This is a genomic window from Cellulomonas endometrii, from assembly GCF_949769265.1.
GTDB lineage: Bacteria > Actinomycetota > Actinomycetes > Actinomycetales > Cellulomonadaceae > Cellulomonas > Cellulomonas endometrii.
Genome location: NZ_CATKPC010000008.1, coordinates 53,983 through 73,515, shown reverse-complemented (window position 1 = coordinate 73,515; position 19,533 = coordinate 53,983). Strand labels below are relative to the sequence as shown.

General features: G+C 76.1%; 19 protein-coding genes. 16 read left to right on the top strand and 3 right to left on the bottom strand.

The window, feature by feature from the left end; genetic code table 11:
• Window positions 1-42: 42 nt before the first annotated feature.
• Entirely contained in the window at window positions 43-2,274 is a 2,232-nt protein-coding gene (gene glgX / locus QNH85_RS10575) for a glycogen debranching protein GlgX (protein WP_282946469.1), read from the bottom strand.
• A 156-nt stretch (window positions 2,275-2,430) separates the two neighbouring features.
• Here glgX and QNH85_RS10570 point away from each other — a divergent pair, with 156 nt between their 5' ends.
• Window positions 2,431-3,255: an electron transfer flavoprotein subunit beta/FixA family protein gene (locus tag QNH85_RS10570; RefSeq protein WP_282946352.1), complete on the top strand. Its 825-nt coding sequence runs from the start codon at window positions 2,431-2,433 to the stop codon at window positions 3,253-3,255.
• Complete coding sequence (locus QNH85_RS10565) at window positions 3,252-4,238, top strand: electron transfer flavoprotein subunit alpha/FixB family protein (protein WP_282946350.1); 987 nt, start codon at window positions 3,252-3,254, stop codon at window positions 4,236-4,238. Before QNH85_RS10570 ends, QNH85_RS10565 begins: the two co-directional genes overlap by 4 nt.
• Before the next feature lie 52 nt (window positions 4,239-4,290).
• Here the strand turns inward: QNH85_RS10565 and QNH85_RS10560 are convergent, their stop codons facing one another.
• The gene (locus QNH85_RS10560; protein ID WP_282946348.1) at window positions 4,291-5,295 is read right to left on the bottom strand and encodes a phosphotransferase family protein; all 1,005 of its coding nucleotides are present in this window, start codon (window positions 5,293-5,295) and stop codon (window positions 4,291-4,293) included.
• A 30-nt stretch (window positions 5,296-5,325) separates the two neighbouring features.
• On the opposite strand from QNH85_RS10560, the gene QNH85_RS10555 reads away from it, so the two are divergent.
• The 14 genes from QNH85_RS10555 (at window position 5,326) to QNH85_RS10490 (ending at window position 18,814) form a co-directional block, all read left to right on the top strand.
• Window positions 5,326-6,522: a cysteine desulfurase family protein gene (locus QNH85_RS10555; protein ID WP_282946346.1), complete on the top strand. Its 1,197-nt coding sequence runs from the start codon at window positions 5,326-5,328 to the stop codon at window positions 6,520-6,522.
• Complete coding sequence (gene mnmA, locus QNH85_RS10550; RefSeq protein WP_282946345.1) at window positions 6,522-7,637, top strand: tRNA 2-thiouridine(34) synthase MnmA; 1,116 nt, start codon at window positions 6,522-6,524, stop codon at window positions 7,635-7,637. The genes QNH85_RS10555 and mnmA overlap by 1 nt, the downstream gene beginning before the upstream one ends.
• On the top strand, window positions 7,634-8,668 hold the full coding sequence (locus QNH85_RS10545) for a uroporphyrinogen decarboxylase/cobalamine-independent methonine synthase family protein (RefSeq protein ID WP_282946344.1): 1,035 nt from the start codon (window positions 7,634-7,636) through the stop codon (window positions 8,666-8,668). Before mnmA ends, QNH85_RS10545 begins: the two co-directional genes overlap by 4 nt.
• Before the next feature lie 17 nt (window positions 8,669-8,685).
• A complete protein-coding gene (locus QNH85_RS10540; protein WP_282946343.1) occupies window positions 8,686-9,117 on the top strand; it encodes a hypothetical protein in 432 nt (143 codons plus the stop codon).
• Window positions 9,118-9,244: 127 nt separating this feature from the next.
• Entirely contained in the window at window positions 9,245-9,613 is a 369-nt protein-coding gene (locus QNH85_RS10535) for a helix-turn-helix domain-containing protein (RefSeq protein WP_282946341.1), read from the top strand.
• Window positions 9,614-9,716: 103 nt separating this feature from the next.
• Window positions 9,717-9,950: a helix-turn-helix domain-containing protein gene (locus QNH85_RS10530; protein ID WP_282946339.1), complete on the top strand. Its 234-nt coding sequence runs from the start codon at window positions 9,717-9,719 to the stop codon at window positions 9,948-9,950.
• 110 nt (window positions 9,951-10,060) lie between these two features.
• Window positions 10,061-10,438, top strand: a complete 378-nt coding sequence (locus tag QNH85_RS10525; protein WP_282946337.1) for a DUF6907 domain-containing protein — start codon at window positions 10,061-10,063, stop codon at window positions 10,436-10,438.
• A 44-nt stretch (window positions 10,439-10,482) separates the two neighbouring features.
• The gene (ligA, locus tag QNH85_RS10520; protein ID WP_282946335.1) at window positions 10,483-13,008 is read left to right on the top strand and encodes an NAD-dependent DNA ligase LigA; all 2,526 of its coding nucleotides are present in this window, start codon (window positions 10,483-10,485) and stop codon (window positions 13,006-13,008) included.
• The gene (locus QNH85_RS10515) at window positions 13,005-14,276 is read left to right on the top strand and encodes a GNAT family N-acetyltransferase (protein WP_282946333.1); all 1,272 of its coding nucleotides are present in this window, start codon (window positions 13,005-13,007) and stop codon (window positions 14,274-14,276) included. The genes ligA and QNH85_RS10515 overlap by 4 nt, the downstream gene beginning before the upstream one ends.
• A gap of 52 nt (window positions 14,277-14,328) precedes the next feature.
• Entirely contained in the window at window positions 14,329-14,742 is a 414-nt protein-coding gene (locus tag QNH85_RS10510) for a pilus assembly protein CpaE (RefSeq protein WP_282946331.1), read from the top strand.
• Between the two features lie 62 nt (window positions 14,743-14,804).
• On the top strand, window positions 14,805-15,101 hold the full coding sequence (gene gatC / locus QNH85_RS10505; protein WP_213281043.1) for an Asp-tRNA(Asn)/Glu-tRNA(Gln) amidotransferase subunit GatC: 297 nt from the start codon (window positions 14,805-14,807) through the stop codon (window positions 15,099-15,101).
• A 1-nt stretch (window position 15,102) separates the two neighbouring features.
• Window positions 15,103-16,617 carry an Asp-tRNA(Asn)/Glu-tRNA(Gln) amidotransferase subunit GatA gene (gatA, locus tag QNH85_RS10500; protein WP_282946329.1) on the top strand — a complete coding sequence of 505 codons (1,515 nt, stop codon included), beginning with the start codon at window positions 15,103-15,105 and terminating at the stop codon, window positions 16,615-16,617.
• Window positions 16,614-18,125, top strand: coding sequence for an Asp-tRNA(Asn)/Glu-tRNA(Gln) amidotransferase subunit GatB (gene gatB / locus QNH85_RS10495; RefSeq protein ID WP_282946327.1), 1,512 nt, complete (start codon window positions 16,614-16,616; stop codon window positions 18,123-18,125). The genes gatA and gatB overlap by 4 nt, the downstream gene beginning before the upstream one ends.
• A gap of 143 nt (window positions 18,126-18,268) precedes the next feature.
• Window positions 18,269-18,814, top strand: a complete 546-nt coding sequence (locus QNH85_RS10490) for a GNAT family N-acetyltransferase (protein ID WP_282946326.1) — start codon at window positions 18,269-18,271, stop codon at window positions 18,812-18,814.
• 96 nt (window positions 18,815-18,910) lie between these two features.
• On the opposite strand, the gene QNH85_RS10485 is transcribed toward QNH85_RS10490, so the two are convergent.
• Complete coding sequence (locus tag QNH85_RS10485; RefSeq protein ID WP_282946325.1) at window positions 18,911-19,477, bottom strand: DoxX family protein; 567 nt, start codon at window positions 19,475-19,477, stop codon at window positions 18,911-18,913.
• Window positions 19,478-19,533 lie beyond the last annotated feature (56 nt).

Genomic DNA, 19,533 nt, shown 5'->3' with positions numbered 1-19,533 from the left:
GCCCCGTCCGGTGCGTCCGGGCGGGGCCTCGTCCGTCCCCGGTCAGGCCACGTAGACGCGCAGGCTGAGCGGCTCCAGCACCGCCCGCGTGCCGGCGTCCTGGTGGAGCCCGCCGTTGACGTCCGCGCCGTGCGCCTCGTCCGGGTGCTCCCACGTCGAGTCCCACGCGAGCTCCCAGCGCGTCGGCCGGTCGTCCGCGAGCACGACGTCCATCGGGTCCAGCGACCCGTTGACCACCACGAGCACCGTGTCGCGGTCGACCACCCGCAGCATCTGGAGCGTCCGCAGGTCGGCGTCGTGCCACCGCTCGTGGGTGAACACCGCCCCCGACGGGTCGAACCACGTGAGGTCGGGCCGCCCGTCCTCGCCGGGCCGGCCGGTGAAGAACCGGTCCGTGCGCAGCGCCGGGTGCGCCCGCCGCAGCGCGGTGAGGTGCCGGGCCGTCGCGAGCAGGTCCTGCCGCCAGGGGGCGAGCTCCCAGGACACCCACGACAGGTCGGTGTCCTGGCAGTACGCGTTGTTGTTGCCCCGCTGCGTGCGGCCCATCTCGTCGCCGGCGGTGAGCATCGGCGTGCCCGCGGCCAGCAGCAGCGTGGCCAGCAGGTTCCGGATCGACCGGCGGCGCAGCGGCACGATGTCGGAGGCCACGGAGTCCGCGCCGATCGGCCCCTCGACCCCGTGGTTCCACGACCGGTTGTCGTCCGAGCCGTCGCGGTTGTGCTCGCCGTTCGCCTCGTTGTGCTTGTGCTCGTAGGCGACCAGGTCCGCGAGGGTGAAGCCGTCGTGGGCGGTGACGTAGTTGATGCTCGCGCGGGGCCCGCGGGCGAGCGGCGGGTCCGAGTGCCCGAACAGGTCGACGGATCCCGACAGCCGGGTCGCGAGGTCCCGGACGCGGTGCTCGGGGAGGCCGTGCGCGGCGCGGGCGGGGTCGGCGAGCCAGAACGAGCGCACCGAGTTGCGGAACTTGTCGTTCCACTCGGCGAACGGCATGGGGAACTGCCCGGTCCGCCAGCCGCCGGGCCCGACGTCCCACGGCTCGGCGACGAGCTTGAGCCCGTGCAGCGCCGGGTCGGTGGCGGCGGCCACCAGGAACGGGTGGTCGGGGTCGAACCCCCCGTGCCCGCGGCCGAGCGTCACCGCGAGGTCGAACCGGAACCCGTCGACGCCGACCTCCTGCGCCCAGTACCGCAGGGAGTCGAGCGCCAGGCGCACGACCTCCGGCCGGCGGAAGTCCAGCGTGCTGCCGGTGCCGGTGACGTCGGCCAGGGCCGCGGGGTGCCCGCCGTCGTGCAGGTAGTAGACGCCGGAGTCGAGCCCGCGCCAGGACAGGTGCTGGCCGCCCATGCCGCCCTCGCAGGTGTGGTTGTAGACCACGTCGAGCAGCACCTCGATGCCGGCCTCGTGCAGCGCGTGCACCGCGGCGCGCACCTCGTCGAGGACGGCGGCGGGCCCGGCGGCGCGGGCGGCGGCCGTCGCGTAGGGGGCGTGCGGGGCGAAGAAGCCCAGCGTGCTGTACCCCCAGTAGTTGGTCAGCCCCTTCTGCACCAGGTGCGGCTCGGACGAGAACGCGTGCACCGGCAGCAGCTCGACCGCCGTCACCCCCAGGGCGCGCAGGTGCTCGATGACCAGCGGGTGCCCGAGACCGGCGTACGTCCCCCGCAGGTGCGCCGGCAGGCCCGGGTGCCGCAGGGTCAGGCCGCGGACGTGCGCCTCGTAGACGACGGTGTCGGACCACGGCGTGTACGGGCGGTTCGCCGCGGGGTCGACCGCGTCCCCGGCGCCGCGGTGCCCGGGGCGGCGGTCGACGACCACGGCGTGCGGCACGTGGGCGACCGAGTCGCGGGGGTCGGCGGGACCGTACGGGTCGCCGGCCAGCGCGTCGTCCACCACGTGCCCGTACGTCGCGGGGCCGTGGTCGACCTCGCCGAGCAGGCCGTACGCATACGGGTCCACCAGCAGCTTCGCGGGGTTGTACCGCAGGCCCGACTCCGGCTTCCACGGCCCGTGCGCCCGCAGCCCGTAGCGCTGACCGGCGCGGACGCCGGGCACCCGGGCGGCGAACACGCCGAGCTCGGGGCCGGCGAGGCGGACCCGGCGCTCGGCCCAGCCGGTGGGGGCGCCCGGGTCCGGGTCCAGCAGGCACAGGTCCACGGCGTCGGCGTGCGGCGCGAGCACGGCGACCTCGACCCCGTCGTCCGTCACGTGGACGCCGAGCCGGGGCGGTCGGCCGTGCGTCGGCGGGGTCGGCGGGGTCGCCGGGCTCGGCGGGCTCACCGGGGTCGGCGGGGTCGGCGGGGTGGTCACCTGCCCATTCTGACCCCCGACGGCGCTGCGGCCTGCAGCGGGACCGGCCGGGCGGGGCCCGCGGGTGGTGCGCGGGCGCCCGGGCGGTCGGTGCCCGGGGCTCGCGGGGCGGGTAACGTTCCCGACGTGAGAATCGTGGTGTGCGTCAAGCACGTGCCCGACATCCAGTCCGAGCGGGCGCTGGGGCCCGACGGCCGCCTGGTGCGCGACGGCGGTGACGGGACGATCAACGAGCTGGACGAGAACGCCGTCGAGGCGGCCGTCGTCCTGGCCGAGCAGACCCGGGACGCGGGTGGCGAGGCGGAGGTCGTCGTCGTCACCGTGGGGCCCGACGACGCGGAGGACGCCGTCCGCCGCGGGCTGCAGCTCGGCGCCGACGCCGCGGTCCACGTCCTCGACGACGCGGTCGCCGGCTCGGACGTGTTCGGCACCGCCGCCGTGCTCGCCGCGGCCGTCCGGCACGTCGGGGACGCGGACCTGGTCATGACCGGGATGGCCGGCCTGGACGGGCTGACGTCGCTGCTGCCGGCGGCGCTCGCGGACCTGCTGGACCTGCCGCAGCTCACCCTCGCCGCGTCGGTGACGCTCGCCGACGGGGCCGTGACGGTCCGGCGCGACCTCGACCACGCCACCGAGGTGCTGACCGCGCCGCTGCCCGCGCTGGTGTCGGTGACCGACCGCGCGAACGAGCCGCGGTACCCGAACTTCCAGGGCATCATGGCCGCCCGCAAGAAGCCGGTCGAGACGCTGACCCTCGCCGACCTGGGCGTCGACCCCGGCACCGTCGGCGCCGCGGGCGCCCGCACCGAGGTCGTGGAGGCCGCCCCCCGGCCGCCCCGCACCGACCGGGTGCTGGTGAGCGACGACGGCCAGGCGGGCGCCCGGCTGGCCGCCTGGCTGGTCGAGCGCGAGCTGATCCGGACGACGCCCGCGACGGGAGAGGTGCTGTGACGGCGGAGGTGCTGGTCCTGCTGGACCACGCGGACACGGGGGCCCTGCGGGGCAACGTGCTGGAGCTGGCGACGGCCGCGCGCGACCTGGCGGGCGGCGGCGAGGTGCACGGCCTCTGGGTCGGCGACGAGCCGCTGGACCCGGCGCTGCCGGTGCTCGGGCGGCACGGGGTCTCGGTCGTGCACGCGGTCACGACGGGCGACGCGGACCCGCGCCTGACGCCGGTGCTCGCGGAGGTGCTCGCGGACGTGGTGCGGGACACCGGCGCGCGCGTCGTGCTGACGCTGTCGACCTTCGAGAACAAGGAGGCCGCCGCCCGGCTCGCCGTCGCCACCGGGGCGGGCGTCGTCACCGACGCCGCCGCGGTCGAGCGGGACGCCGAGGGCCGGGTGGTCGCCGCGAAGACCGTGCTGGCCGGCTCCTGGACCACCCGCTGCGCGATCCGCACCGACCTGGCCGTCGTCACCCTGAAGGCGGGCGCCGTCGTCTCGCGGCACGTCGAGGAGGAGGCGCCGCTCATGCCGGAGGTGCGGTCCCGCGAGGTCGTCGCCTCCGAGCGCGCCACCCGCGTGCGGGTCGTCGAGCGCGTGACGCAGGAGCCGTCCGACCGCCCCGACCTGGCGTCGGCCGACGTGGTCGTCGTGGGTGGGCGCGGCACCGAGGGCGACTTCGCGCCGCTCGAGGCGCTCGCGGACGAGATCGGCGCGGCCGTCGGGGCGACCCGCGTGGCCACCGACGAGGGCTGGGTCGGGCACGAGGCCCAGATCGGGCAGACGGGCGTCACGGTGTCCCCGCGGCTCTACATCGGCGCGGGCGTGTCCGGCGCGGTGCACCACCGCGGCGGCATGCAGGCGTCCGGGACGATCGTCGCGATCAACGACGACCCCGAGGCGCCGATCTTCGAGATCGCCGACTACGGGATCGTCGGCGACCTGTTCGCCGTCCTGCCGCAGCTCACCGACGAGATCCGCCGCCTGCGCTGACCTGGGCAGGGCCGCGCCGGACTCGGCCGAGCCCCGCCCGGGCGCCGGCGGGTCAGGCCAGCGCGCGCAGCCAGGCCACGGCGTGCTGCGCCTGCGCCGCCTGGAACCGGCGCAGGTTCGGGATCCCGACGGGCGCCGGCTGCAGGGCGCCGTGGGCGAAGTACCCGGCCAGCCCCGCGACGGCCGCCCGCAGCCGCTCGGGCTCCACGCCGCGCGACGCGGGCCGCGACCAGAAGAGGTCCTGCGGGGCGCCGCCGCCCTGCATCGCGACGCTGGGCAGCATGAACGCCAGGTCCAGCCAGCGCGCGCCGACGCTGGCGTGCGGCCAGTCGATCAGCGCGACGCGGCCGCCGTCGTGGTCGTGGTCGATCATCACGTTGTCCGCCCGGAGGTCCCCGTGCACGAGCGCGGTGCCCTCGCAGGCAGCCAGGGCGTCCTGCTCCCACGCCACCAGCAGGTCGAGGTTCGCGAGCGCCCACTCGCCCGTCTCGCCGGCCCGCGCCGCCAGGCGGAGCACGTCCTCCGCCGGCTCCGCCGCGATCCGCCGCCAGCCGGTGAAGTCGTCCTGGAGCTGGTCGGCGGTCGACGGCAGCTCGTGGCCGGGCAGCGGCTCCGCCTCGGCGAGGGTGTCCAGGGCGCGCAGCACGACGGCGAGCTCGTCCGCGCGCCACGGCAGCAGCGGGGGCCGGCCGGCCGAGACCTCGAAGCCCAGCAGCACCCAGTCGCCGTCGTCGTCGGACCACAGCAGCCGCGGCGCCGGCACCTGCGGGGGCAGCGCGGCCGCGGCGCGCACCTCGGCCCGGGCGAGCTGCGGCGACTCCGGGTTCTGCTCCGGGGAGACCGCCTTGACGAAGACGCCCTGCCCGTCGGCGAGCTCCAGCACCGCGGCGAACCCCGGGCTGAACCCCGTGGTCGCGCTGGTCTCGGCGGTCACCTGGGACCCCGCGAGCTCCTGGATCCGGGCGCGCACGGGCCGCGGCAGGTCGCGCCAGTCCAGGCGTTGGCCGCTGAAGGCCAGCGGAGGCGTCGTCGCGTCGTCGGCACTCACGGGGCACATCCTGCCAAAACGATTCGTAGACTCGTGCGGGTGAGCGCGTATCTGGACCACGCGGCCACGACGCCCGTGCTCCCGGAGGCGGCTGCCGTCCTGGTCGAGCACCTGTCCCGCACCGGCAACCCCTCGTCCCTGCACGCCTCCGGACGGTCCGCGCGGCGCGCCGTCGAGGAGGGCCGCGAGCGCCTGGCCGCCGCACTGGGTGCCCGGCCGAGCGAGGTCGTGCTCACGGGTGGCGGCACCGAGGCGGACAACCTCGCGGTCAAGGGCCTGTTCTGGGCGCGCGCGGCGCAGGACCCCGCCCGGCGCCGGGTGCTGGTGTCGGGCGTCGAGCACCACGCGGTGCTGGACCCGGCGTTCTGGCTGGCGGAGCACGCGGGCGCGGAGATCGTGCTGCTGCCCGTGGACGACGAGGGCCGGGTCCGCCTCGACGCCCTGCGCGACGAGCTGGCGGAGCACGGGGACACCACGGCGCTGGTGTCCGTCATGTGGGCGAACAACGAGGTGGGGGCGCTGCAGCCGCTCGCCGAGGTGGTGCGGCTGGCGCACGCGCGCGGCGTCCCCGTGCACGCCGACGCGGTGCAGGCCGTCGGGCAGGTCCCGGTGGACTTCGCGGCGTCCGGGCTCGACGCGATGACGGTGTCGGGGCACAAGGTCGGCGGTCCGGTCGGGGTGGGCGCGCTGCTCGCGCGGCGCGACCTCGGGCTGGTGCCGGTGCTGCACGGCGGCGGCCAGGAGCGCGGCGTGCGGTCCGGGTCGCTCGACGTGCCGGCGATCGCGGCGTTCGCGGTCGCCGTCGAGCGCGCCGTCGCCGACCGGGAGACCACCGCCGCCCGGTTGTCCGCCCTGCGCGACGCGCTGGTGGCGGGGGTGCGGGCCGCGGTGCCCGACGCGGTGCTGCGCGGGCCGGCCGATCCCGCGCTCCGGCTGCCGGCGAACGCCCACTTCACGTTCCCGGGCTGCGAGGGCGACTCCCTGCTCTACCTGCTCGACACCGCGGGGGTCGAGTGCTCCACCGGGTCGGCGTGCCAGGCCGGCGTCCCGCAGCCCAGCCACGTCCTGCTCGCGATGGGCCTGGAGGAGGCGGAGGCCCGCGGCGCGCTGCGGTTCAGCCTCGGCTGGCCGTCGACGCAGGACGACGTCGACGCCCTGCTGGCCGCGCTGCCCGGGGTCGTCGAGCGGGCGCGCGCCGCCGGGCTCGCGGGACGCGCGCGGGCGGGGGTCGTCTGATGCGCGTGCTCGCGGCCCTCTCGGGCGGGGTGGACTCCGCGGTCGCGGCGGCCCGCGCGGTCGACGCCGGCCACGACGTCGTCGGCGTGCACATGGCGCTGTCCCGCAACCGCGCCCAGATGCGCACCGGCTCGCGCGGGTGCTGCTCCATCGAGGACGCGGGCGACGCCCGGCGCGCCGCCGACGTCCTCGGCATCCCGTACTACGTGTGGGACCTGTCCGAGCGGTTCGAGGACACGGTCGTCGCGGACTTCCTCGCCGAGTACGAGGCCGGCCGCACCCCCAACCCGTGCGTGCGGTGCAACGAGCACATCAAGTTCGACGCCCTGCTGGACAAGGCCCTCGCGCTCGGCTTCGACGCCGTGTGCACCGGCCACTACGCCCGCGCGACGACCGGCCCGGACGGGACGCCCGTGCTCCGCCGCGCCGCCGACCTCGCGAAGGACCAGTCGTACGTCCTCGCGGTCATGGGCCCGCAGCGGCTCGCGCGGGCGATGTTCCCGCTCGGCGACGTCGCCTCCAAGGAGCAGACGCGCGCCGAGGCCGCCGCGCGCGGGCTGAGCGTGTCCGCGAAGCCGGACTCCTACGACATCTGCTTCGTCGCGGACGGCGACACCCGCGGGTTCCTGCGGGACCGCCTCGGCTCCCGGCCGGGGGAGGTCGTCGACGCCGGCGGCACCGTGCTGGGCACCCACGACGGCGCGTACGGGTACACGGTCGGGCAGCGCAAGGGCCTGCAGCTCGGGCGGCCGGCGCCCGACGGGAAGCCCCGGTACGTCCTCGCGATCGAGCCCGTCGCCAACCGCGTCGTCGTCGGCGCCGCCGATGCACTCGCGGTCGAGTCGGTCGACGCGACCGACGCGGTCTGGTTCGGGCCGCCGCTCGCGGACTGGACCGCGTGCCGCCTGCAGGTCCGCGCGCACGGCGAGACCGTGCCGGTGCGGGCCCGGGGCACGGCCGACGGCGGGCTCGAGATCCGCGTCGACGGGGACCTCCGGGCCGTCGCGGCCGGGCAGTCCGCCGTGCTGTACGGCGGCACCGACGACAGCGTGGTGCTCGGCCAGGCGACCGTCGAGGCCACGCGCCGCCGCGTCCCCGCGGGGACGCCGGCGTGACGGCGGTCAGCGGCACCGGCCCGTGGCCCGGCACGGACCCGCTCGAGGCCCAGCAGACGGTCGTCGGCGACCTCACGGACCTGCCCGACGGGATCGAGGGCCTGCCCTGGACGGTGCGCCTGCCCGCGCGCGGGCCCTACGGCACCCTCGCCGCACACGCGCTGGGCCTGCTGGTCGACATGCCGTCGGACCTCGGGCCGCACGGCTGGCGGCTCGCCGACCGCCCCGGCCTCGACGCGAACCGGCTCGCGTCCGCCCGGCGCGCGGACCTCGACGCGCTGGCGGTCGCCGCCCACGGCTACGAGGGGCCGCTGGTCGTGCCGGTGTCCGGGCCGCTGACGCTCGCGGCGAGCGTGTACCTCGCGCGCGGGGACCGGGCGGTGGGCGACCCCGGTGCCGTCGCGGAGCTCGTCGAGTCCCTCGCCGCCGGCGTGACGGAGCACCTGGCGGCCGTCTCCCGCTCGGTCCCCGGCGCGCGGCCGACCGTCCTGCTGCACGAACCGCTGCTGGCCCAGGTGGTCGCGGGCGTGCTCCCGTCGTTCTCCGGGTACGCGCGGCTGCGCGCGGTCCCCGCACCCGTCGCCTCCGAGCACCTGGCCCGGGTCGTCCGGCTCCTGCGGGACGGCGGCGCCGGGTCGGTCGTGCTGCACGTCGGCACCGGGGCGCCGGCCGTCGGGGCCGCGCGCGGTGCGCAGGCCGACGCGCTCGGGATCGACGTCGCAGGCCTGGACGAGCGGTGGTGGGAGACGATCGCCGAGGCGGTCGAGGGCGGCACCCGGCTGTGGGCCGGCGTCCCGCAGCCCGCCACCTCCCAGTGCGCGGGCCCCGACGTCCGCGGCGTCGCCGACGCGGTGCTGCGCGGGTGGGAGCGGGTCGGGCTCGAGCGGGCGGGGCTGCGTGACGTCGTGCTGCTCGCGCCCGCGGGACCGGCCGTCCCCGACGGCGGGGGCGTCGACCCGGCCGCGGCGCGGGCCACCCTGGCGACCGTCGCCCGGGCGGCGGCGGTCATCGCCGAGCGGGCCGAGGCGTGAGCGCGCGGGGCCGAGGCGTGAGCGCGCGGGGCCGGGGCGCGAGCGCGCGGGGCCGGGATGCGCGCGGCGGCCCTCAGGTGCGGCGGGCGGCGCTGCTGCTCGCGGGGTCGGGTCTGGCGCTCGTCGGGCTGGTGGTCCTCGCCGTCCTCTGGGTCGGCCTGGTCGGCGCGACGCTGCGGACGGGCCTCGCGGAGGACGGCACCTGCGTGGCCGCCGCGACCGCGGGGGAGGGCGACGCTGCCGTCACGTCCTCGATGCTCCCGCCGCGCGCCGTGTGCACCTGGACGGTCGACGGGCGGCCCGAGGAGACGGTCCTCGCCGAGCGCTCGCCCACGGTCGCCGGCCTCGCGGCGGGCGCCGCGGGCCTGGGGCTCGCGACGGTCGCGGGGACGCTGGCGTGGTCGGCCGTGTCGCGCCGCCGCGCGGACGGGGTGCGCTCGGCTGCCTGACACGGCTGCCGACCCCGCAGCACGCGCCGGGGCTGGTGCAGGAGTGTGCCGGGGTCGCGGCCGGGGGGACCGGGACGGTGCGCTGGGCGCGCCGACAGCGTGTCCGGTCCGGCGCTCCGCTCCGTCGGTGGGTGGCCGCCGCGTGATCGTCGTCCAGCCACTCATCTGGGTGTGGACCCGCGCGGGCCGGTCACCCAGCGTCGGGCGGGTGGACGGCGAGCTGCAGCGTGTGGTGGGACGGAACATCCGGCGGATCAGGAACGGGCGCGGCCTCAGTCAGGAGGCGCTGGCGGACGACATCGACGTGCACCGCACCTTCCTGGGCGCGGTCGAGCGCGGGGAGCGGAACCTGACGCTGCGGACGGTCGAGCGCCTCGCGCAGCGGCTGGGCGTGCCGACGCGCGAGCTCGTCGACGACGGCGGAGGCACCGACGGCGCGGGGGACCCGGGGGGCGGTGCGGCGACCGGGGCCACGGCCGGGACGGCGTCCGGGTGAGCGCGCGACCACGCTCCGGCAGGCGGTCCCACCTGCGCGGCCGTCCTCCGTGCTACTCATAGGTCTGTAGACGCACAAGTAGCGAGGCCCGGACCGTGTCCGGGTGGAAGGGGATCTGCAGCGCGTGGTCGGTCGGCACGTCCGACGCATCCGGGTCGACCGTGGGATCAGCCAGGAGGCGCTCGCGGACGCCCTCGGGTACCACCGGACGTACCTCGGCGGGATCGAGCGGGGCGAGCGGAACCTCACGCTCCGCTCGGTCGAGCGGCTGGCCGAAGGGCTCGCGGTGGATGTCCGGGTCCTCCTGGAGACGTCCGAGAAGTCCGAGATGTCCTGACAGGTCCGCCTGTGGACGACCGCCCCCCGATGTCGGTGCCCCCACCCATGGTGTTCCCACACGAGGGGCGCCGCTCCGGACCCCCTCGCGAGACGAGCTGAGGAGGAGCCGTGGGAACGAGTGACGACCGGCCGCACTGGCAGCGGGAGCACTGCCCGCCCTGGTGCGTGGTGCTGCACGGGCAGGACGACCACGAGCGGGACCGCAAGCACGTCAGCGCCTCGCTGTCGGTGCCGGTGCACCAGCTGCTGGCGGAGGTGGGGCCGGCGGTGTCGCCGTTCGCCGAGCCGGAGGTGACGGAGGTGCCGGGCGGCGTCGAGCGCACCGCGCAGGTGGACCTCGCGGTGGCGCTGCACCGCCGCGACGGGGCGGCCACGACCTGGCTGTACGTCGGCGACGGCGCGGAGCAGTCGCTGGAGCTGACGGTCGAGTCGTGGGCCCGGCTGGTGCCCGCGCTCGAGCGTGCGCTGGACCGGGCACGGCCGTGACGGGCGGCCGGGTCCGTGTCGGCGCCGCGGGGCATGATGTGCCGGTGGACGCGACACGAGCCGAGACGACGACCCCCGACGACGCCGGTCTGGACGAGGCGGCGGCCCGCCAGCTCTGGTCGGACCTGGCCGACCGCGTGCGCGAGCTGCAGTTCGCCTACTACGTCCGGGACGAGCCGCTGGCGAGCGACGCGGAGTACGACGTCACGATGCGCCGCCTCGAGGCGCTCGAGGACGCGTACCCGGACTACGGCCTGCGCACCCCCGACTCGCCGACGCAGAACGTGGGCGGCACGTTCTCGACGGAGTTCCGGGCGGTCGACCACGTGGAGCGGATGCTCTCGCTCGACAACGCGTTCTCCGCGGAGGACGTCGCGGCGTGGGCCGAGCGGGTGCACCGGGACCTCGAGCGGTCCGCGGACGCGGGCCTGCACTACCTGACCGAGCTGAAGATCGACGGGCTGGCGATCGCGCTGCTCTACGAGCGGACGGGGGACGGCCCGGCGCGGCTCGTCCGTGCCGCCACGCGCGGCGACGGGCGCACGGGCGAGGACGTGACGCTGAACGTGCGCACGATCGGCAGCATCCCGGACACGCTCGCCGGGGACCCCGCGACGCACCCCGAGCAGATCGAGGTCCGCGGGGAGGTGTTCCTCCCGGTCGCGGCGTTCGAGCGGCTGAACGCGGCCCAGGTGGCGGCGGGCAAGGCGCCGTTCGCGAACCCGCGCAACGCCGCCGCGGGGTCCCTGCGCCAGAAGGACCCGCGGGTGACCGCCGGCCGGCCCCTGCAGATGTACGCCCACGGCATCGGGGCCCTGCGCTGGGGACCGGGTCGCGCCGCCGGGCTCGAGCGGCAGTCCCAGGTGTACGACCTGCTGGCCGGCTGGGGCGTGCCCGTCTCGCCCCACAGCCGGGTCGTGCCCGGGCTGGCCGGCGTGCAGCAGATGATCGACCACTACGGCGCGCACCGGCACGAGGTCGAGCACGAGATCGACGGCATCGTCATCAAGGTCGACGAGATCGCCCTCCAGCGGCGCCTCGGCGCCACCAGCCGGGCGCCCCGGTGGGCGATCGCGTACAAGTACCCCCCGGAGGAGGTCAACACCCGGCTGCTCGCCATCGAGGTGAACGTCGGCCGCACCGGCCGGGTCACCCCGTACGCCGTGATGGAGCCGGTGCGCGTCTCGGGGTCGACCGTGGCGATGGCGACCCTGCACAACAAGGACGTCGTCGCCGCGAAGGGCGTCCGGCCCGGGGACATGGTGGTCCTGCGGAAGGCCGGCGACGTGATCCCCGAGATCGTCGGCCCGGTGTCGGCGCTCGCGGACGACGGCTACCCCCGCACCGACTGGACCATGCCGACGCAGTGCCCGGAGTGCGGGTCGACCCTGCGTCCCATGCGTGAGGGCGACGTCGACCTGCGGTGCCCGAACGCCCGGACGTGCCCCGCGCAGGTGCGCGGCCGCGTCGAGCACATCGGCTCCCGGGGAGCGCTCGACATCGAGGCGCTCGGCGAGGTGACGGCCGCGGCGCTGACGCAGCCGGAGGTGCCCGACACCCCGCCCGTGGTGAACGAGGCCGACCTCTTCGACCTGGTCGCGTGGCCAGCGGACGCGACCCCCGAGCAGCGCGAGCGCGTCCGGGAGCGGAGCTTCGCGCTGCTCAAGCGCGTGGAGGTCGTGGTCCGCGACCCGGAGTCCGGCGAGCCCCGCGTGGACGACGACGGCGTGGTGCGCCGCCGGACGCCGTTCCGCCGGCGCGTGACCTTCAGCGTCAAGGCGCGCCGCGAGGCGGAGGCCCGCGGGGAGTCCCTGCCCCCGTACGAGGAGGTGCCGTCCGAGCAGGCCAAGACGCTGCTGGACGAGCTCGACGCGGCGAAGACCAAGCCGTTCTGGCGGGTGCTCGTGGCGCTCAGCATCCGCAACGTCGGTCCGACGGCCGCGCGCGCCCTCGCGCAGCACTTCGGGTCGATGGACGCGCTCCAGGAGGTGCTCGCCGACGCCGGGAACGCCCGCGCGACGCTGTCCGCCGTCGAGGGCGTCGGCCCGACGATCGCGGACTCCATCGTCGACTGGTTCGCCGAGGACTGGCACGCCGAGATCGTCCGGCGCTGGCGGGACGCCGGCGTGGTCATGCGCGACGAGACCGACGCCTCGGTGCCCCGGACGCTGGAGGGCCTCACGGTCGTCGTCACCGGCAGCCTCGAGGGGTTCAGCCGCGACCAGGCCAAGGAGGCGGTGCTGTCCCGCGGCGGGAAGGCGTCGGGCAGCGTGTCCAAGAAGACGGACTACGTGGTGGTCGGGGAGAACGCCGGCTCGAAGGAGGCGAAGGCCCGGGAGCTGGGGCTCCGCGTCCTCGACGAGGCGGGGTTCGTGGCGCTGCTGGCGCAGGGCCCGGCCGGCGTGGGCGACGTGCCCGCGGACGAGGGGGCGGGGGACGAGGCGACGGCGGACGGGACGGCAGCAGACGACGCCGCCGCGGACGAGGCAGCCGCGGACGACGCAGCCGCGGACGAGGCAGCCGCGGACGACGCAGCCGCGGACGAGGCGGCGACGGACGAGACCCCGTGACCGGCGTGCGCGTCCGCGTCGCGCGGCCCGACGAGTACGACCAGGCGGGGGCGCTCACGGCGGAGGCGTACCGCGCCGACGGGCTGCTGGCGCTGGACGAGGAGTACGAGACCGAGCTCCGCGACGCCGCGCAGCGCGCCCGGGAGGCCGTGCTGCTCGTCGCGACGGTGCCGGCGGACCCGGACGCCCCGGGGAGCGGCAGCGCTCCGGCGGCTCCCGAGGTGGTGGTGGGCACGATCACCCTCGCCCCGTACGGGACCTCGTACGCGGAGATCGCGGAGCCCGGCGAGCTCGAGCTGCGGATGCTCGCCGTCGCGCCCGAGGCCCGGCGCCGGGGCGTGGCGGAGCGCCTGATGACCGCGGCGCTGCGCGAGGCGGTCGCGCGGCGAGCGCGGCGGGTCGTCCTGTCGACGCTGGACGAGATGGCGGCGGCGCGGCGCCTGTACGACCGGCTCGGCCTGGTGGCGGCCCCGGCGCGGGACTGGGCGCACGAGTCGATCGCCGTGCGCGTCCTGACCTGGGAGCCCCCCGCGGCGCCCGGTGCGCTCGTCGAGGCGGCGACCTGGGTGCCGGCGGCGACCGAGGTCGTCGACGGCTGGCGCCTCGGCCTGTCCGGCGGGTTCACCCGCCGGGCGAACAGCGTGCTCCCGCTGGGCGCGCCCGCGGACGTCCGCGCGACGCTCGCCCGGGTCGAGGAGCGGTACGCCGCCGCGGGGCAGCCGTCCGTCGTGCGGGTGTGCTCGGCGGCGCCGCCCGGGCTCGCCGACGTGCTGGCGGAGCGCGGTTACGCGTCCGTGGCGGCGACCGACGTGCTCGTGCGCGACCTCGCCGCGGCGCCGCCCGCCGAGGTGCACACCGGCCCGGACGTCCGGGTGCGGGTCGGGGACCGGCCGGACGACGCGTGGCTCGCGGGCTGGCTCGACGTCAAGGCGGCCGGTCGCGCGGTCGACCACGGCGTCGCCCGGCGGGTGCTCACCGGCTCCGCGGCGCTGTACCTCACGGCGACGGCCCCGGACGGGGCCGTGCTCGGGGTGCTGCGCGCCGCGCTCGCCGAGGACTGGACCGGTCTGTCGTGCCTGGTCGTCGCCCCGGCGGCGCGCCGGCGCGGTCTCGGGCGGCTGCTGACCCGCGCGGCCCTGCGGGCCACCGCCGACCGGGGTGCGCGACGGGCCTTCCTGCAGGTGGAGGTCGCCAACCACGGTGCCGCCGACCTGTACGCGGGCGAGGGGTTCGGGCCCTCCGAGCGGTACGCGTACTGGCAGCGCTGAGCCGGTCGGTGCACGCCGGGCGACGCCCGGGACCGCGCACCATACTGGGCCGATGATCGCGATCGACCGCGCCGAGGCGCTCCAGGCGGCGGGCCTGCGGTGGACTCCGCGCTCGGGGGACCGGTTCGTGCTGAAGCAGCCGGCGCTCGCGGGCGAGGTCTTCACCATCAGCGAGATGACCATCGAGCCGCACGCCTACCCGACGGGCACCGTCCTGGGGTTCAACGGCACGACGGAGTGGGCGCTGGACTCCGTCACCCAGGACGACGCCGTGTGGCTGCCGCGCGAGGACCAGCTGCGCGAGCTGCTCGGCGGGACGTTCCGCAGCCTCGCGCGGGCGCTCGACGGGTCCTACCTGGTCGTGGTGGAGCTGCCGGGCCAGCCCGAGCGTTCGTTCTCCGCCGACCAGGCGGCCGACGCCTACGCCGACGCGGTGCTCGCGCTCGTCTCGGCCGCACGCGTCTGACCCCGCGGACCGGGCCTGGGGACGGCGGCGGCGACCGGCCCCCGCGCGTCTAGACTCGGGGCATGTCCTCCCTCTCTCGTGACGAGGTCGCGCGCGTCGCGGGCCTGGCGCGGATCGACCTGACCCCCGAGGAGCTCGACCGCCTCGCCGGCGAGCTCGACGTGATCGTCGAGTCGGTCGCCCGGGTCAGCGAGGTCGCCACGCCCGACGTGCCGGCCACCAGCCACCCGCTGCCGATGACCAACGTGTTCCGCCCGGACGTGCCGGAGCAGCCGCTCGCGCAGGCCGACGTGCTCGCGGGCGCCCCCGCGGCCCAGGACGGCAAGTTCCTCGTCCCGCAGATCCTCGGGGAGGAGTGACATGACCGACCTGACCCGCCTGTCCGCCGCCGACCTGGCCGCGCGGCTCGCCGCGCGCGAGGTGTCGAGCGTCGAGGCCACCCAGGCGCACCTGGACCGCATGGCCGCCGTCGAGCCCGCCGTGCACGCCTACCTGCACGTCTCGGGGGACGAGGCGCTCGCCACGGCCCGCGAGGTCGACGACCGCCGCGCCGCGGGCGAGGAGCTGCACGCCCTCGCCGGCGTGCCCATCGCCGTCAAGGACGTCGTCGTCACGAAGGGCCTGCCCACCACGGCGGGCTCCCGGATCCTCGAGGGCTGGGTGCCCCCGTACGACGCCACGCTGGTCGAGCGGATCAAGGCCGCGGGCCTGCCGATCCTCGGCAAGACCAACATGGACGAGTTCGCGATGGGCTCCAGCACGGAGCACTCCGCGTACGGCGACACCCACAACCCCTGGGACCTCGACCGGATCCCCGGCGGGTCCGGCGGTGGTTCCGCGGCCGCCGTCGCGGCGTACGAGGCCCCGCTGGCCATCGGCACCGACACGGGCGGCTCGATCCGGCAGCCCGCCGCCGTCACCGGCACGGTCGGCGTCAAGCCGACGTACGGCTCGGTGTCGCGCTACGGCCTCATCGCCCTGGCGTCGAGCCTCGACCAGGCCGGTCCGGTCACCCGCACCGTGCTCGACTCGGCGCTGCTGCACGAGCTGATCGGCGGGCACGACCCGCGCGACTCGACCTCCATCCCGGAGCCCGTGCCCGGCCTGGTCGCCGCGGCGCGCCAGGGTGCGACCGGCAACCTCACGGGCGTGCGCGTCGGCGTGGTCCGCGAGCTGCAGGGCGAGGGCTACCAGGCCGGCGTGCTCGCGCGGTTCGAGGAGTCCCTGGAGCTGCTGCGCGGGGCGGGCGCCGAGATCGTCGAGGTCTCCTGCCCGCACTTCGAGTACGCCCTCGGCGCGTACTACCTGATCCTGCCGAGCGAGGCGTCCAGCAACCTGGCGAAGTTCGACGGCATGCGGTTCGGCCTGCGGGTCGAGCCGAGCGAGGGCCCGGTCACCGCCGAGCGCGTCATGGCCGCCACCCGAGGCGCCGGGTTCGGCGACGAGGTGAAGCGCCGGATCATCCTCGGCACGTACGCCCTGTCGGCCGGCTACTACGACGCCTACTACGGCAGCGCGCAGAAGGTCCGCACGCTGATCCAGCGGGACTTCGCGGCGGCGTTCTCCGCCGCGGACGTCCTGGTCTCGCCGACGGCGCCGACCACGGCGTTCAAGCTCGGTGAGAAGCTGGACGACCCGCTCGCGATGTACCTCAACGACGTGGCCACCATCCCGGCGAACCTCGCCGGGATCCCCGGCCTGTCGCTGCCGAGCGGCCTGTCGGACGACGGCCTGCCCGTGGGCTTCCAGGTGCTGGCCCCCGCGAAGGCGGACGACCGGCTGTACCGCGTGGGCGCCGCGCTCGAGGCGCTGCTGGAGAAGAAGTGGGGCGGCCCGCTGCTGGCGCAGGCCCCCGAGCTGGAGGTGTCCGAGTGACCGCCCAGACCGTCGACCTGGTCGACTACGACGAGGCCGTGGCCCGGTTCGACCCGGTCATCGGCATCGAGGTGCACGTCGAGCTCGGCACGCGCACGAAGATGTTCGACGCGGCGCCGCAGACCTTCGGCGACGAGCCGAACACGGCCGTCTCGCCGGTGTCGCTGGGCCTGCCGGGCGCGCTGCCCGCGGTCAACGGCACCGCCGTCGAGTACGCGATCCGGATCGGCCTGGCCCTGAACTGCCAGATCGCCGAGTCGTGCCGGTTCGCCCGGAAGAACTACTTCTACCCGGACGTCCCGAAGAACTTCCAGACCTCCCAGTACGACGAGCCCATCGCGTACGAGGGCTACCTGGACGTCGAGCTCGAGGACGGCACGGTGTTCCGCGTCGAGATCGAGCGAGCGCACATGGAGGAGGACGCGGGCAAGAACACCCACGTCGGCGGCTCCACCGGCCGGATCCAGGGCGCCGAGTACTCGCTCGTCGACTACAACCGCGCCGGCATCCCGCTCGTGGAGATCGTCACCAAGCCGATCGTCGGCGCCGGTGCACGCGCCCCCGAGGTCGCCCGCGCGTACGTGCAGACCCTGCGGGACATCTTCCGGTCGCTCGGCGTCTCGGAGGCCCGGATGGAGCGCGGCAACGTGCGCGCCGACGTGAACGTGTCGCTGCGCCCGACGCCCACGTCGCCGCTCGGCACCCGCACGGAGACCAAGAACGTCAACTCGTTCCGGTCGGTCGAGCGCTCGGTGCGGTACGAGATCAGCCGTCAGGCCGCCGTGCTGGACGCCGCGGGCACCGTGGTCCAGGAGACCCGGCACTGGCACGAGGACACCGGCATCACCACCGCGGGCCGCGTGAAGTCGGACGCCGAGGACTACCGGTACTTCCCCGAGCCCGACCTGGTGCCGATCGCCCCGGACCGCGCGTGGGTGGAGGAGATCCGCTCGAACCTGCCCGAGCTGCCCGCCGCCCGGCGGCGCCGGCTCCAGGGCGACTGGGGCTACGCCGACGCCGAGATGCGTGACGTGGTGAACGCCGGGGCGGTCGAGCTGATCGAGGCGACGGTGGCCGCGGGTGCCAGCCCGGCCGCCGCGCGCAAGTGGTGGATGGGCGAGCTTGCCCGCACCGCCAAGACCCAGGACGTCGAGCTCGGCGACCTCCCGATCACGCCGACGCAGATCGGGCAGCTCCAGCAGCTCGTCGACGCGGGGCGGATCAACGACAAGCTGGCCCGTCAGGTGCTCGAGGGCGTGCTCGCGGGGGAGGGCGACCCCGAGGCGGTCGTCGTCGCGCGCGGGCTGGAGGTCGTGTCCGACGACGGCCCGCTGCTCGAGGCCATCGACGCCGCGCTCGCCGCGCAGCCCGACATCGCCGCGAAGATCCGGTCCGGGAACCTCGGCCCGGTCGGCGCGATCATCGGCTCGGTCATGAAGGCCACGCGCGGGCAGGCGGACGCGGGCCGCGTCCGGGAGCTCGTGCTGGAGCGCGTCGCCCAGGCCTGAGCGCGCCGACGCTGGCGACCTCGACGGCGGCGCACCCCCGCGGGGGTGCGCCGCCGTCGTCGTGCGGGCGGCGGGCGTAACCGCGCGCCGAAACATCCCGGTCACCCGCAGTGCCTAGCATCGGGTGGACGACGGGAGGCCCCATGGACAAGCCCACGCTCGAGGGCGAGATGATCCACCTGCGACCCATCCGGGCGGAGGACGCCCCGGCGATGTGGGACATGGTGAACGACCCGGACGGGCGGCGCACCACCGGGACGACGACCGTCTACACCCGCGCGCAGATCGACGCCTGGTGCGCCACCGTCTCCCGGCAGGAGGGCCGGATCGACCTGGCCATCACGGCGAACGGCTCGGACGAGTACCTGGGCGAGATCGTGCTGACCGACATCGACGAGGCGCTCGGGTCGACGAACCTGCGCCTCGTGATGCGCCCCGGCTACCGCGGGCGCGGGTACGGGACCGAGGCGATCGAGCTGGTGCTGGGGCTGGCGTTCGACGGGATCGGGCTGCACCGCGTCGAGCTGGACGTGCTGAGCATCAACGCCCGGGCGCACTCGCTGTACGAGAACATCGGCTTCGTGGTCGAGGGGCGCCGCCGCGACGCGTACCCCGACGGCGACGGCTGGTGCGACGGGATCATGATGGCGATGCTCGAGGACGAGTACCGCGCCCGGCAGGCGGACTGACCCCTCGGCGCCGTCCCGGACGCGGCGAGGCGCCGGTCCCGGAGGGGGGACCGGCGCCTCGCGACCGGGCGGCGGGCGGTGCGCCCGCCGGGTGGGTCAGCGGAGCCAGCCGTGCGAGCGGACGAGCGGGAGCTCGCGCCACCGGCGGCCGAGGCCCCAGGTGTCGCCGGCCAGGGTGAACGCCACGACGACCAGCGCCAGCGCGTAGATGATGTGGTAGTCCATCACCGGGTTGGTCGAGCCCGAGGTGAGCGGCCACTCGGCGGCCCACATCATCAGCATGATCGCGGAGCCGGCCCACGCGGCGACGCGGACGCCGACGCCGAGCATCACCGCGAGGCCGACGCCCAGCATGCCGAGCATGAACAGCACGTCGGTGGCGGGGCTGGCGATCGACTGGAAGAGGTCCTTGAAGGGGCCGACGACGGCGGGGCTGTTGAGGAAGCCCTGGCTCGGGGTCCCGCCGTTCAGCCAGGACTTCTCCGACGGCGTGGAGTAGCCCAGGCCGAACGTCTTGTCGAGGAACGCCCACAGGAAGATGAACCCGGTGGCGAGGCGGAGCACCGCGAGGGAGCGGCGGGCCTTCACCGTCGTGACGATGTTCTCCTGGGTCCGCACGGTCACCGATCCGGCGTCGGTGCGGGGAGTGGCTGTGGCGGTCATGATCGTGCCTTCGTGTTGTCGGGTTTGTCGCCTTGTGACTACATTCCCAATCTCCT

Coding starts and splice junctions, on each gene's coding strand:
- mnmA (WP_282946345.1), top strand. CDS start 6,522: ATGCGCGTGCTCGCGGCCCTCTCGGGCGGGGTGGACTCCGCGGTCGCG.
- gatC (WP_213281043.1), top strand. CDS start 14,805: ATGTCCTCCCTCTCTCGTGACGAGGTCGCGCGCGTCGCGGGCCTGGCG.
- QNH85_RS10490 (WP_282946326.1), top strand. CDS start 18,269: ATGGACAAGCCCACGCTCGAGGGCGAGATGATCCACCTGCGACCCATC.
- gatA (WP_282946329.1), top strand. CDS start 15,103: ATGACCGACCTGACCCGCCTGTCCGCCGCCGACCTGGCCGCGCGGCTC.
- QNH85_RS10485 (WP_282946325.1), bottom strand. CDS start 19,477: ATGACCGCCACAGCCACTCCCCGCACCGACGCCGGATCGGTGACCGTG.
- QNH85_RS10560 (WP_282946348.1), bottom strand. CDS start 5,295: ATGTGCCCCGTGAGTGCCGACGACGCGACGACGCCTCCGCTGGCCTTC.
- QNH85_RS10510 (WP_282946331.1), top strand. CDS start 14,329: ATGATCGCGATCGACCGCGCCGAGGCGCTCCAGGCGGCGGGCCTGCGG.